The organism is Paenibacillus dendritiformis (assembly GCF_015845845.1).
Lineage (GTDB): Bacteria > Bacillota > Bacilli > Paenibacillales > Paenibacillaceae > Paenibacillus_B > Paenibacillus_B dendritiformis_C.
Window position 1 is genome coordinate 59,837 of record NZ_LDIG01000091.1, and the last position, 12,385, is coordinate 72,221.

12 protein-coding genes are annotated in these 12,385 nt (G+C 58.3%); 6 read left to right on the forward strand and 6 right to left on the reverse strand.

Annotated features, from left to right (window positions below):
- Positions 1-106: 106 nt before the first annotated feature.
- The 3 genes from queG to ABD76_RS07145 all read right to left on the reverse strand — a co-directional run bounded on the left by queG (position 107) and on the right by ABD76_RS07145 (position 3,148).
- Positions 107-1,840, reverse strand: a complete 1,734-nt coding sequence (gene queG, locus ABD76_RS30165) for a tRNA epoxyqueuosine(34) reductase QueG (RefSeq protein WP_197255505.1) — start codon at positions 1,838-1,840, stop codon at positions 107-109.
- Positions 1,841-2,030: 190 nt separating this feature from the next.
- Complete coding sequence (locus ABD76_RS07140; protein WP_197255507.1) at positions 2,031-2,582, reverse strand: DUF402 domain-containing protein; 552 nt, start codon at positions 2,580-2,582, stop codon at positions 2,031-2,033.
- Positions 2,583-2,710: 128 nt separating this feature from the next.
- Positions 2,711-3,148 (reverse strand): GNAT family N-acetyltransferase, encoded by a 438-nt coding sequence (locus ABD76_RS07145; protein WP_197255509.1) that lies wholly within the window; start codon positions 3,146-3,148, stop codon positions 2,711-2,713.
- 452 nt (positions 3,149-3,600) lie between these two features.
- On the opposite strand from ABD76_RS07145, the gene ABD76_RS07150 reads away from it, so the two are divergent.
- The gene (locus ABD76_RS07150) at positions 3,601-4,215 is read left to right on the forward strand and encodes a superoxide dismutase (RefSeq protein WP_197255511.1); all 615 of its coding nucleotides are present in this window, start codon (positions 3,601-3,603) and stop codon (positions 4,213-4,215) included.
- Positions 4,216-4,284: 69 nt separating this feature from the next.
- Here the strand turns inward: ABD76_RS07150 and ABD76_RS07155 are convergent, their stop codons facing one another.
- Together ABD76_RS07155 and ABD76_RS07160 are read right to left on the reverse strand one after the other, a co-directional pair.
- On the reverse strand, positions 4,285-4,689 hold the full coding sequence (locus ABD76_RS07155) for a TVP38/TMEM64 family protein (RefSeq protein ID WP_197255513.1): 405 nt from the start codon (positions 4,687-4,689) through the stop codon (positions 4,285-4,287).
- Between the two features lie 160 nt (positions 4,690-4,849).
- The gene (locus ABD76_RS07160) at positions 4,850-5,836 is read right to left on the reverse strand and encodes a LysR family transcriptional regulator (protein ID WP_242069429.1); all 987 of its coding nucleotides are present in this window, start codon (positions 5,834-5,836) and stop codon (positions 4,850-4,852) included.
- Positions 5,837-6,040: 204 nt separating this feature from the next.
- Between ABD76_RS07160 and ABD76_RS07165 the strand changes: the two genes are divergently transcribed.
- Both ABD76_RS07165 and ABD76_RS07170 read left to right on the forward strand, forming a co-directional pair.
- On the forward strand, positions 6,041-7,024 hold the full coding sequence (locus tag ABD76_RS07165; RefSeq protein WP_197255517.1) for an ABC transporter ATP-binding protein: 984 nt from the start codon (positions 6,041-6,043) through the stop codon (positions 7,022-7,024).
- A gap of 26 nt (positions 7,025-7,050) precedes the next feature.
- Positions 7,051-7,566: a type 2 periplasmic-binding domain-containing protein gene (locus ABD76_RS07170; protein WP_197255519.1), complete on the forward strand. Its 516-nt coding sequence runs from the start codon at positions 7,051-7,053 to the stop codon at positions 7,564-7,566.
- A 42-nt stretch (positions 7,567-7,608) separates the two neighbouring features.
- Here ABD76_RS07170 and ABD76_RS07175 read toward each other — a convergent pair whose 3' ends face one another.
- The gene (locus ABD76_RS07175) at positions 7,609-9,075 is read right to left on the reverse strand and encodes an arylsulfatase (RefSeq protein WP_197255521.1); all 1,467 of its coding nucleotides are present in this window, start codon (positions 9,073-9,075) and stop codon (positions 7,609-7,611) included.
- Positions 9,076-9,325: 250 nt separating this feature from the next.
- Between ABD76_RS07175 and ABD76_RS07180 the strand changes: the two genes are divergently transcribed.
- Genes ABD76_RS07180 through ABD76_RS07190 form a run of 3 tightly spaced genes read left to right on the forward strand, consistent with a single transcriptional unit; the run spans position 9,326 to position 11,791 of the window.
- A complete protein-coding gene (locus ABD76_RS07180) occupies positions 9,326-9,985 on the forward strand; it encodes a chromate transporter (protein WP_197255523.1) in 660 nt (219 codons plus the stop codon).
- A gap of 38 nt (positions 9,986-10,023) precedes the next feature.
- On the forward strand, positions 10,024-10,560 hold the full coding sequence (locus ABD76_RS07185) for a chromate transporter (protein WP_197255525.1): 537 nt from the start codon (positions 10,024-10,026) through the stop codon (positions 10,558-10,560).
- Positions 10,553-11,791, forward strand: a complete 1,239-nt coding sequence (locus ABD76_RS07190) for an ROK family protein (protein ID WP_197255527.1) — start codon at positions 10,553-10,555, stop codon at positions 11,789-11,791. The genes ABD76_RS07185 and ABD76_RS07190 overlap by 8 nt, the downstream gene beginning before the upstream one ends.
- The last annotated feature ends 594 nt before the right edge of the window (positions 11,792-12,385 follow it).

The following is a 12,385-nucleotide window of genomic DNA, read 5'->3' on the forward strand; positions in this document are numbered from 1 at the left end:
CTATCCGTGAGAAGGCATGGCTTCGCGGAACTCGTCCGCCATTATGATAGCATGTCCCTTCCAATATGACAAACGAATGGAATCTGTCCTGGATTCGCCCTGCGGCTCATTGCCCGCAAGGAATGCCCTCGAGACGGAGCAGGGTGATTTTCTTGTCCATGCCGCCGCCATACCCGACCAGCTTGCCGTCGGCTCCGATCACGCGGTGGCAGGGCACGATAATGGAGAGCGGATTGCGATTATTCGCTCCCCCGACGGCCCGCACCGCCCCCGGATTCCCGATCGCTTCCGCAATCTGCTTGTAGGACCGGGTCTCCCCGTATGGGATCTCGGCCAAGGCTTGCCATACCTGCCGCTGGAACGGCGTCCCCTGGATATCGAGCGTCAGATCGAACTCGCGGCGCGTTCCCGCGAAATACTCCTCCAGCTGCCGCTTGGCCTCCTGCAGCCGCTCCGGATGGCGCTGCAGCGCGACGCGGCCGTACCTGCGGGCCGCCCGCCGCTGGAGCCCTTCCGCCGCCGACAACGCGTCTCCGAACTCGATCGCGAACAATCCGGTCGCGGTCGCGGCCAACGTCAGCGGACCGAGCGGGCTCTCCATCTCCTGCACATATAACGGCTCTTGCTGAGCTTCGGCGCGCTCCCGTGCTTGCATCACAGCTTCCTTCACCTTCGGTTCCTCCTCGCGGCTTAGCGCCGCTTGTAATAAGCGCTTGGCGTCCGGCCCCCCGATCTGGCCGAGCGCCCATGCCGCGGCGGCGCGGATATCCGGCCGCTCATCCGTGCGCAGCAGTCCTTCCAGGGCCGGGACGGCCTGGCGGTCGCGGAAATTGCCGAGCGCCGCGATCGCGTTGCGCTGGATCGGCTTCTTCCCGCGCCACGCCGCCGCGCTGCTGCCGAACTGGGACTTGAATTCCCGGTTCGACAGCGACAGCAACGGCACGAGCAGCGGCTTCGCCTGCTCCGGATCGGGCTGCATCTCGGCATGATGGGTCCAATTCAGCCCGCGGTTCTTCGGGCATACGATCTGACAGGTATCGCAGCCGTACAGCCGGTTGCCTATCTTGACCATCATCTCATGCGGCAGCATCTCCTTCGACTGCGTCTGGAACGAGATGCAGCGCTGCGCATTGAGCTGCCCGGGACCGGCGAAGGCTCCCGTCGGGCAGGCATCGAGGCAGCGCGTGCATTCCCCGCAATCCTCGGTCAGCGGGTGATCCGGCGGCAGCGGCAGATTCGTAATCATTTCTCCCAAGTAGATCCACGATCCCCACTTCGGAGAAATAATCGAGCAGTTTTTGCCGCTGAAGCCGATGCCGGATCGCTCGGCGACCGCCCGGTCGCACAGCTCGCCCGTGTCGACCATGCTCTTCACCCGCACCTCCGGCACCCGCTCGCGCAGGAACTGCTCCAGCCGCTGCAGCCGGTCCCTCAGCACCTGGTGGTAGTCCAAGCCCCATGCGGTCCGGGCGAACATTCCCCGGTACGCGCCCGGCTCCGACTTCGGACCGCCCTCCAGCTTGGACGGATAAGCAACCGCAATCGCGATAATGGAACGCGCCCCGTCCAGCAGCAGCGCAGGCTGCGTCCGCTTGTCCAGGTCCGGCTCCTCGAACCCGGACGCATACCCTTGATCGATGGAATGCTGCAGGCGCGCCTTCAATTCGGTGAACGGGTCTGCCGTCGTGAAGCCGACCTGATCGATGCCCAGGGAAGGCGCCGCATCCATAATCTCCTGCTTGAGCCGCTGCCAGCGGTCCGCTTCCCGGATCGCCCCACCCCCGGCCGCTTGGTCTGTTCTGTATGGGGTCCAGCGTTTCGTTTGCTTCTGTTCCGTCATCCCGTTCACCTCCTTCATTGATGTCGCTCCCGCGGATCGCGCCGCTCTAAATGCAGAACGGCCCCCTAGCTCCGGGTATCGGATTCCCCAGAGCAGGCGCCGCTCCTGTTACGGTCTGACTTCCCTGCTTTTCCATTCATCCCCCGACGCATTCCTTGCTCCCCGGTCTCCGGCCCGCACCGGAAGGCTCTCATTCCGGCTTGATCGACTGCTTCCAGTCGTCGTAATACCGGCGCACCTCATCGTCCCAGAACGGAGGCCGGCCATGCCGAATCCGTTCCAACACCGCGTCGAGGCCGGCGCTAATCTTGCGCTCCACCAGATCAGGATAATGGTATACATGCCGGTTCTGCTCATACTCGTCCTGATCCACCACATTCACCTGGCCGCCAGGCATCTGAATGACGTCCAGATCGTAATCGATATAGGTGAAAATGTTGTCCGTACGGTACGGCGGCGAGGCAATATTGCAGTAGTAGCGTATGCCATGATCCTCGATCAGCGCCACCACATTGAACCATTGCTTTGGAATGAGGAACGTAACGGCAGGAATTTTGCTGTTCCATTGCTTCCCGTCCGCTTCCCTGATCGGAGTCTGGCTGTTAATCAGCACGAACATTCCTTCAGCGGCATGCTCGGGATGCACGAGCGAGGATGGCACGATCCAGTTCTCCAGCCACATCCGGTGCAAATGGCCATCGTGTTTGAAACTTTTCACAAGGGCTTTCTCATAACGTTCCATGCGTTTTCCTCGGCTTTACTTCATTTCTCTTCACTTATTATTAATAGAAAAGCATATCTTCACCCCGATTGCAACGGTTGTAAAGATATGCCTTCCCATTCGGCGACAAATGTTCAATTCAGAGACAGCTAGCCGGTAACAATCCGAAGCTGCTTCAATGAACGCAAGACATGCTGGGCCCCGTATCCCAATGCCTCGAACCAAGGCAGCACGAATTCCGTATGCTCATCCGCAGCAATCATAATGTTGCGGACCTTGCGCTGCTGGAATTTCTGTTCCATTCCGGCGACAAGCGCCTTGCCTACGCCTTGGTTGCGGAATTCCGGGTGCACGGCCAGACGATAGTAGTACCCGTTGTTGCGATCGATGGTGCCGATAGCCAATCCGACCATGATCGTCTCCCCGTTCGGGTTCTCCTGTTCCGCGATGAGCACAAGCTCTCCATCCAAGGACAACTGGCGCGCGAAAGCATCCAGCGTCTTCTCGCAACATTCCTCGGACAGCGATTCCTTCAATAACTGAGTAGCCGGCAAATAATCCGCCAAACGAAAGGATCGAACGTTCATGTCTTACTCTCCCTCATCCTGAGCTTGGTGTAAAATTCGGTTCTCTTCTCTATCTGTGAACAAACAGTCTACGCCAACGGACATCCATTAAGCTCTCATTCCATTATATATAGTATTTACAAATACGACAAAAATCGCGAAATTCCTTCTTTATCATTCAGATTCGCGTAAAAACGCCGAAAAAACACGGTTTTTCTCGTGTAAGCGTTTTAAATAAAGCGTTTACATTACTTTTGGGTCCATAGGTATAAATAATTGGCAATTGTGCCAATTTTGTGACGAACCTTGCGAGTGCGGCGCTACGTTTGAAAGCATCCTATAATGGGTAATCATATAAAGTCAGGCGATATGACAAAGCTCTGACTTTTGAAACATTTATGTTGATTTATTAGCCCGACTCATGGTTAAATGAGTATATACATCACTTACATAGTTTTTGGGAGGAATGAACGATGGCACATCAATTACCAGCTCTTCCGTACGCGAACAACGCATTGGAGCCTCACATCGACGAGACGACGATGATGATTCACCATGACCGTCACCACAACACATATGTGACGAACCTGAATGCGGCGTTGGAATCTGCCCCTGAATTGCAGTCCAAATCCGTAGAGGAACTCATCTCCGATCTGAACAGCGTGCCTGAGAGCATCCGCACGGCAGTCCGCAACAACGGCGGCGGCCATGCGAACCACTCCCTGTTCTGGGAGACCATCGGACCGAACGGCGGCGGACAACCGTCCGGCAAGCTGGCGGAAGCAATCGACAAGGAGCTTGGCGGATTCGACAAGTTCAAGGAAGATTTCGCAAAAGCGGCTGCGACTCGCTTCGGCTCCGGCTGGGCTTGGCTGGCAGTCGACAAAGACGGCAAGCTGTCCGTATCCAGCACGCCGAACCAAGACAGCCCGCTGATGGAAGGCAAGACTCCGATTCTCGGCCTGGACGTATGGGAGCATGCCTACTACCTGAAATATCAGAACAAGCGCCCGGACTACATCGCTGCGTTCTGGAACGTCGTCAACTGGCCGGCAGTTGAAAAGAAATACGAAGAAGCTGCAAAATAAGGAATGAAATAAGGGACTGTACCCCAGGTCTTTCCAGACTTGGAGACGGTCCCTTTTTGCATGCTCCCGTCAGCAACGTTCCGCCTGCTCCCTCCGGCGCCGGCCCGCACGATAACGGTATACCGCATATAATCCGCCCGCCAACGCCGCATAGAGAAGCAGCACGGCCGGAATCTTCAGGCCGTCCTCCACCAGCTGCTCCCCGATGAAGGCAAAGACAAGCATCACCGGGAGCTTGCCTGCCGCCGTAGCGAGCACAAAAGAAACGAACGGCACCGACACGAGCGCCGCGACGACCCCGAACGGGATGACGGGAAAGAGAGAAGCGAGCGCCGCCAGGACGAACATTTGCGCGGCGGCGGCCGCATCGCGGGAGGACTGCAGACTCTCTATCCGATGAAGAAGATCCTCGCGGCAGAACCAGATTCCGGCCATAGCCAAAATGTAGAAGGCTGCGCTGGCCCATTTCCCCATCCCTTCACCTCGTTTTCATCTAACGGTACAAGCCCTTTTCCATTTTAGTGCAATATGTCCGCGCAATCTATTTCTCCCAACTTGCGATCACCCGGATTTCGGGTTACAGTTTATGGAAATATTGAATCCTATCTCATGGCCCTCCACCCTCTTACAGCCATTATCCCCTTCGCTCATCCGCCCTCATCCTCTTGCGCTGCGATGCCTCCATTTCTCCCGTTCGATGCTTCATTTCTCTCGTACGATGCTTCATTCGCCTCTGTCTTGCCGAGCGTCCCGTATTGCTCCAGCATGTCCACATCGCCTTCACCGGCGGCGACATCCACCGTTCCTTGTGATGACAGCGGTAAATGAACCGCTTCAGCCTCCGGTCCGGCAGGCGGATAGCGGTCAGCGTCCCGTTCGCCGCCTCCTGGCTCACGGCCCGTTCCGACAGCAGCGTCACGCCCTGTCCATGGATGACGGCCCGCTTGATCGCCTCGATCGAGTTCATGTGCAGCCGCGAGATCAGCTTGATCCCGTGAGCGTTCGCCCATTCGAGCATGATGCGCCGCGTCGCCGATTGGGTATCGTGGAAAATGAACGGCTCCTCGCCGATCCGCCCGGCCGTCGGGACTCCTTCCCGCGCCAACGGGTGCCCCGGCGGCACAACAAGCACCAGCTCGTCCTCCAGCCAGACCTGCTGATGAAGATCGTCGGCCTCGAACGGCTGCGACGAGAGAATCCCGATATCCAGTTCATGCTGCCGCAGCCGCTCTTCGATGGCCGGAGCCGTCTGAATCTCGAGATGCACCGTAACGTCGGGGTAGCGCATCGCGAAGGCGTTCAGCACATCCGGCAGCAAATACGCCCCCGGCACTTGGCTGGCGCCGATCCGCACCGTGCCCCGGCCGCCCTCCGTGAACTCCCCCATGACATGATAGGTCTCCTCCATCAAGGCATGGATGCGGCGCGCATAATGATGCAGCGCCTCGCCCGCTTCCGTCAGCACCAGCTTCCCGCTTCGCGACTCGAACAGGGGCATCCCGAATTCGTCCTCCAGGCTTTTCAGATGGAACGTGACGGTGGGCTGTTTGACGCCCAATATTTCGGCTACTGCCGTTATCTTTTGATATTTGGCCAGCAGCGCCACGATCTGCAGCTTCATAATGTTCACGGAACCGCTCCTCCCTCCGTCAAGCCAACGCCATGCTCCCATCATAGAGAAAATCTATACACCGCGAAAGAGATTAACAAAAACTTTAACTATACCTTTACATCACGAAAACATTAGCATGAACTTCCGCCCGTACAATGAGGCTAATCGAATGAGGCTAATTGAAGGCAAGAGAATGCAAGGAGGCACCATCTCATGAATGTTCATATCGAGAGCTTGACCAAGTCCTTCGGCCACGCGCCGGCCCTTCAGAACGTATCGCTCACGATTCGGTCCGGAGAGTTCACGACGCTGCTCGGCCCTTCCGGCTGCGGCAAGACGACGCTGCTCCGCCTGATCGCCGGTCTCGAGACCCCGGACAGCGGAGAGATCCACTTCGGGGAAGAGACGATCTTCTCGGCGGCGAAGCGAGTTCACAAGCCGGTTCACAAGCGGGGGCTCGGCATGGTATTTCAAGATTTCGCCCTGTGGCCGCATATGACCGTATTCGAAAATGTCGCCTTCGGGCTGCGGGCGGCCGGGCGCACCGCCGGCTTGAAGGACAAGGTGCAGGAAGCGATTCGCTTGGTCCGCCTCGCCGGCTTCGAGCAGCGGCGCCCGTCCCAGTTGTCCGGCGGGCAGCAGCAGCGGGTCGCTTTCGCCCGCGCGATCGTGACCGAGCCGCAGCTCATTCTGTTCGACGAGCCGCTCAGCGCGCTCGACGCCGTGCTGCGGGAAGAGATGAAGGCGGAGCTGATGGCTTTGGTCCGCGCTCTCGGCATGACCGCCCTGTATGTGACGCATGACCAGTCCGAAGCGATGTCGATGTCCGATCGGATAATCGTCATGCAGGGCGGAAAGATCCTTCAGGCGGCCGCGCCTGAGCATGTTTACCGCACTCCCGCCGATCCGTTCGTCGCCCGCTTCGTCGGCCGATCGAACTGGATTGACGGAGAGCTGGAGATGTTCCGTCCGGAGCATATCCGCTGGACGGGGAACGCGCACGATCGCTCCTGGAAGGGCAAAGTGATTCACACCGGCTATATGGGAGAACGGTACGAGCTGCATATTGAAGTGGAGCCCCACGGCGTGTGGACGGCCTATCACCAGGAACGGCTGCCTGTCGGAGCCCCTGTCACCGTATACGTCTCCCCGCAGCATATCCATGGCATGAACATGAAGGAGGACATTGCAGTATAAAAAAGAACGGACCCTTCTCCCTGCGCATGATGTCGTTATTGACCGTGCTGATGCTGGCCTGGCTGACCGTCGCTTGCGGCTCGGCCGCGCCGACCGCCCAATCCGGCGAAGCCGCGCCCGCCGCGCCGCAGGCCGCGAAGACAGACCCCGGCGACAGCGCCAAGCTGGTCATTTACACCGCCGGGCCCCAAAATTTATCCGAAGCGATCAAGAAGGGCTTCGAAGCGAAGACCGGCATCGCGATCGAGCAGTTCGAAGGCACGACCGGCAAGGTGCTGGCGCGGCTGGAAGCGGAAAAGAGCAATCCGGTTGCCGATGTCGTCATCCTCGCCTCCTGGCCGTCCGCGATGGGAATGAAATCGGCCGGGTGGACGCAGAGCTACAAGGAGGCCGCAGGCGCCGATAAGCTGTACAAGGACTGGATGGACCCGGATTATCATTTCTTCGGCTACAGCGCGGCGCTGGAAGCCGACCTGGCCCAAGCGGGCTGGCTGCTCCCGGTCGACCAATTGAAGACCCAGCTTATTTTGCAGCGATATTAAGCCGCAAGGCCAGCCCGATTTCCTTGAGGCTAGCCTTGTTCCTTATAAAATATGAGACAGACACGCGACCGGCGTACATCCGGTAATCAGCTTTTCCCCGTCGCTGTAACCTTCTTCCCTGTCCTTCAGCTCCCGCACGAGCACCTGCCGCCAATACGCCACCCGCTCCTGGACGGCGGCATCGCCGATCGCATTGTGAAGCTCCTGCGGATCATGAACGAGATCAAAATATTGCTCCACGCCGGTCTGGGAATACCAGATAAACTTCTCCTTGCCGTTCGTCACCCAGTGCGTCGAAGCCATTCCCTGTGCGTGCTCCCCGTGCAAATAGTCGCGCCATTCCCGCTCCCGGCCGCGCGCCGCCGCAAGCACGCTCTTCCCGTCCACGCCCGCCGGGATCGGCACGCCCGCGGCATCGAGCAGCGTCGGCATAATATCCCGCATCTCGACGACATCCTCGACGACGCTGCCCCGCTTCAAGCCGAGCCGGTTGCCCGGATCGTTCACAATGAACGGCACGCGGGCGCTTCCTTCATACGGCAGCGACTTGCGGAACAAATTATGGTCGCCCAGCAGCTCCCCGTGATCGGACGTGAACAGGATGACCGTATTCCGCAGTTCTCCGTATTCGTCCAGCACTTGCAGGAAGCGGCCGATCTGATGATCGAGATGCGTAATCAGCGCATAATAGGCGGCCATCGCCTGCTTCAGCCTCCGCTTCGGCACAATGCCGCGGGACGTAATCGGGCTGAGACCTTCCCGCGCTTCATCCTCCGTGCCCGCCCAATCCCCGACCGGCGGATCCGGAATCTCCTCATCCTTGTACATATCGAGATACGCCTGCGGCGGATCGAAGGGCGGATGCGGGCGCACGAACGACATCCAGAGGAAGAACGGCTTGCCCGGATCGCGGCGCCGCACAAAATCGATGGACTGCGTAACCGTCCAATTGGTCGGATGCAGCATCTCGGGCAGATGCCACGGACGGGCCACCGTCGAAGCGTTGCAATCCAGACCGAGGTCGGTCAGATCGGCGCCGGGGACGCGTTCTCTTAGCCAGGTTACATAATCGTCCACTTCATCGAAATAAGCCTGCGATGGCGTGCTGCGGTTCCGATTATGGTGCAAATAGCCGTCATGCAGCACGACGTTATGGAAGCCGAGCAAATTTCGCGCCGGATAGACATGCATTTTTCCGACACACTGGGTATGGTAGCCTGCGCTCGCCAATTCGCCCGGTAGCGTCGTCCCATAATTCCAGGGTACGCAATCCCGGTAGCCTACCCGCCCATGGGAGGTCTGCGACTGCCCTGTAAAAATCGCCGCCCGCGCCGGAACGCAGGACGGGGTCGCCGTATAGGCGCGATCGAACCGGACGCCGGTTCGGGCCATCTCATCCAGGTTCGGCGTCTCGACCAGCGGATGCCCGGCGATGCTCAAGCAATCGAAGCGCATTTGATCCACCGTGATTAGAAGAACGTTGGGACGCGCCGTCTTGTTGACTGTCATCGTTCCATCTCCTTTGCCTCTAAAAGATAAGTTCGATTGTAAGCCCTATCATTCTGCAATCATTTTATCATAACGAACGAAAGAACGGTTAAATTTCTCCCACTCCTGCTTCAAATCCAGTCCAAAACAAGCTTTTTCTTGGAAATAACGCCCTTCGTCTTTTAACTTTATTCCATTTTGGATAAAAGTCGGTTATACTAGCAGAAGAGACATAGCAAAGCATGTCAGTCACAAGAATGGGGATGAAGCGATGAGCGACACTCCGATCGCCAGAAAATTACCGGGTTATCCCGCCCTTCTATTGCAATTATTTATTTCGTTTCTCAAAATCGGTCCGACCACCTTCGGCGGCGGGTATGCGATCCTGCCGGTCATCGATCGGGAAGTGACTCGGAAGCGCCGCTGGCTTGATGAACAGGAAATGGGCGAAATCACCGCCTTGTCCGGCGCCGCCCCTGGGGGGATCGGCCTGAATGTTGCCGCTCTTGTCGGCTACCGGATTGCCGGCCTTCCCGGCCTGATCGCAGCCATTACGGGGATTGCCTTGCCCACCGTCCTCATCATGCTTGCGCTCGGGATGGCCGCCGCCTGGTTCCGTACCAATCCTTACGTGCAGGGAGCGCTTGCGGGCATTAAGCCGACGGTCATCGCCCTGATCGTATACGCCGCCTTCAGCATGGGAAGAGATGCCTTGCGTCACGTTTTCGGCTGGACGGTCTCCTTATTGTCCGCGGCCCTGCTGCTGTGGATCCCGTTCAATCCGATTGCCGTGCTTGCCATCGGAGCGGCTGCGGGCCTCGTGGCAGAATGGTTCCGGCACCGCAGACTGCGTCGCCATGAGGGCCCCTATGCCGCCTCTTCGCTCCATCCTCCTTCCTCCTCCCGCCAGGTCAAGCAGGAACAAGGATAGATGATCAATCCCGATTCGCCCGGAAAGAAGGATGCAGCATGCTATGGGACTTATTTTGGACGTTTTTCAAGCTGGGCTTCGTCTCGTTCGGCGGCGGCTATGCCATGCTGCCGGTGATCGAGCATGAAGCGCTGAGCCATCAATGGCTGACCGCCTCGCAATATACGGAAGCCGTCGCCTTGGCCGGGATGGCTCCCGGGCCTATCGCGATGAACAGCGCCGTATACGTCGGCTATACCGCGGCGGGCTGGCCGGGCAGCCTCATGGCCGCGTTCGGCATCGCGCTGCCGTCGGCCATCATCATGTTCTTCGTTGCCACATTTTTCTATCGCGTGTATGATAATCATTGGGTGCAGTCCGCACTGGACGGAATGAAGCCTGCCGTCGTGGCGCTGATTGCATTGGCGGCCGTCAACATGACGCGCAACGCAGGCTACCTGAACGGCTGGACCATCAGTTCGGCCTGGCCGATCATTTTGTTTATCGCAGCCTTGTTCGCACTGATTCGGCTTCGATTGCATCCGATCACGGTCATCATATTGTCTGGAATAGCGGGGATGGTAACCTATGGGTAATGCATTGGAGCAACGCATCCCTTCCAAAAAGGGAAAAGAACTGTTTCAACGAATCCGCCGGGCGCCGGAAATATCGAAAAATGATCTGGTCAGCGAGAGCGGGCTTACCGTCAGCACGCTGACCCGTGTGCTCGAGGAACTGGCGGCGCTCGGCCTTATTGTGGAGAGCGGCTTCGGCGCCTCCACGGGCGGACGCCGTCCGATTCTGTACCGTGTCCGCGCGGAATACGGCTATGCATTCGGGCTTGATATCTCCCGGACCTCATCCCGGCTCGTCCTGCTGGACACGGCCGGACAGATGAAGGCGGCCCACGTCATCGAGATGAACGGCCAGATGACGCCGGAGCGGCTTATGGAGCGCGTAACGGCCCATATTCATACATGGATGGACGAGTACCGGATGAATTCGGATACGGCACTCGGTCTTGGCATTGGCGCTGTCGGACCGCTCAACCGGTTTGACGGCGTCATTTTGCAACCGGAATATTTCCCTGCGCCCGGGTGGGAGAACGTGCCTATCGTCGCCGAGCTGAAGCGGCGGCTGCAGCTTCCCGTGCTGCTGGACAACGGCGCGAATACCGCCATCCGGGCCGAGGCCTGGGCGAACCGCTCCATGGACGTGCGCCACATGCTGTACGTTCATGTCGGGATCGGCCTCCGCTCGGCGATGATGTCCGACGGCAAGCTCATCTACGGAGCCGTCGACATGGAGGGCGCGCTCGGCCAAATGATCATTCAGGCCGACGGCATCCCTAACCGCTCCGCGAACGGCAATTACGGGTGCCTCGACTCCTATGCCACCATCTACGCGCTGGAGCGCGAAGCGAACGCGATGCTGCGGATCGGCCGGCGCAGCCTGCTCGAGCATATCGTGCCCCGCGGGGAGCCTGCCGCATTCCCGCATATTATCGAGGCGCTGAAGAAGCACGATCCGCTCGTCACCGAGCTGGTTACCCAAGCGGCCACCTACTTCGGCGTCGGGCTTGCCAACCTGCTCAATGTGCTCCATCCGGAGCGCGTCGTGCTGGGCGGACCGTTCATGAATATTAACGATCTCTATTTCTATACCGCAACGCAGACAGCGATTCGCAAAACCTATCATTACCCGAAATATCAGGTCGTCTTCAGCAAGGGCAGCTACGGCGAAGACGCCCTGGCGGTCGGCGGAGCGCTCATGGTGCTGGATCAGTTGACGGCGCCTGTCCCACCTTCCCCGGCGATGCACATGTAGTACAATATCCTTAAAGCGTGACACTGCCTTCCCGGACTCGCTGGGGAAGCCGCCGCATGACGATCTAGCACACAGCCGCATGACGATAAACTACAGCAATTTAAGTACAAACCCATGCCTTCAAACACTTGAGAGCACATCGCATACCCAGAGCCCGCGGCATCGCACAATAGTGAGCACGATATAGCACTCTATAGCACTATATAGAACTGTAGCACTATTTAGCACTATGTGGAACTATATAGAACTGTTTAGCACTATTTAGCATTATATGGAACTATATAGAATTGTATAGCACTATTTAGCACTATGTGGCACGATATAGCTCTCTATAGAACGTAAAATATCATTGCCAATCCGTATTGTCCAAGCGATTTCATTTCAGCCAAGGAGGCGATCACGATGACTCAAATCAACCAGCAACCGGATGGTTCACCGCGGCCTTGCTGCGCCGCAGCACGCGGCACCTCCCTCTCGGCAGAACCGGCAGCCGGAGAGCGCCTGAGCGGACAAGCGGGACCCGATTGCTCCCGACTCCATGCCTCTGCTTCTTTGACAGGCCTGGACAATACTGCCGCTGACGTCCCGCCGGAT

Bases quoted from the DNA above. Each gene is read 5' to 3' on its own strand.
- ABD76_RS07185 (WP_197255525.1), top strand. From the start codon at position 10,024: ATGCTATGGGACTTATTTTGGACGTTTTTCAAGCTGGGCTTCGTCTCG.
- ABD76_RS07180 (WP_197255523.1), top strand. From the start codon at position 9,326: ATGAGCGACACTCCGATCGCCAGAAAATTACCGGGTTATCCCGCCCTT.
- ABD76_RS07190 (WP_197255527.1), top strand. From the start codon at position 10,553: ATGGGTAATGCATTGGAGCAACGCATCCCTTCCAAAAAGGGAAAAGAA.
- ABD76_RS07150 (WP_197255511.1), top strand. From the start codon at position 3,601: ATGGCACATCAATTACCAGCTCTTCCGTACGCGAACAACGCATTGGAG.
- ABD76_RS07175 (WP_197255521.1), bottom strand. From the start codon at position 9,075: ATGACAGTCAACAAGACGGCGCGTCCCAACGTTCTTCTAATCACGGTG.
- ABD76_RS07155 (WP_197255513.1), bottom strand. From the start codon at position 4,689: ATGGGGAAATGGGCCAGCGCAGCCTTCTACATTTTGGCTATGGCCGGA.
- ABD76_RS07170 (WP_197255519.1), top strand. From the start codon at position 7,051: ATGATGTCGTTATTGACCGTGCTGATGCTGGCCTGGCTGACCGTCGCT.
- ABD76_RS07140 (WP_197255507.1), bottom strand. From the start codon at position 2,582: ATGGAACGTTATGAGAAAGCCCTTGTGAAAAGTTTCAAACACGATGGC.
- ABD76_RS07165 (WP_197255517.1), top strand. From the start codon at position 6,041: ATGAATGTTCATATCGAGAGCTTGACCAAGTCCTTCGGCCACGCGCCG.
- queG (WP_197255505.1), bottom strand. From the start codon at position 1,840: ATGACGGAACAGAAGCAAACGAAACGCTGGACCCCATACAGAACAGAC.
- ABD76_RS07145 (WP_197255509.1), bottom strand. From the start codon at position 3,148: ATGAACGTTCGATCCTTTCGTTTGGCGGATTATTTGCCGGCTACTCAG.
- ABD76_RS07160 (WP_242069429.1), bottom strand. From the start codon at position 5,836: ATGAAGCTGCAGATCGTGGCGCTGCTGGCCAAATATCAAAAGATAACG.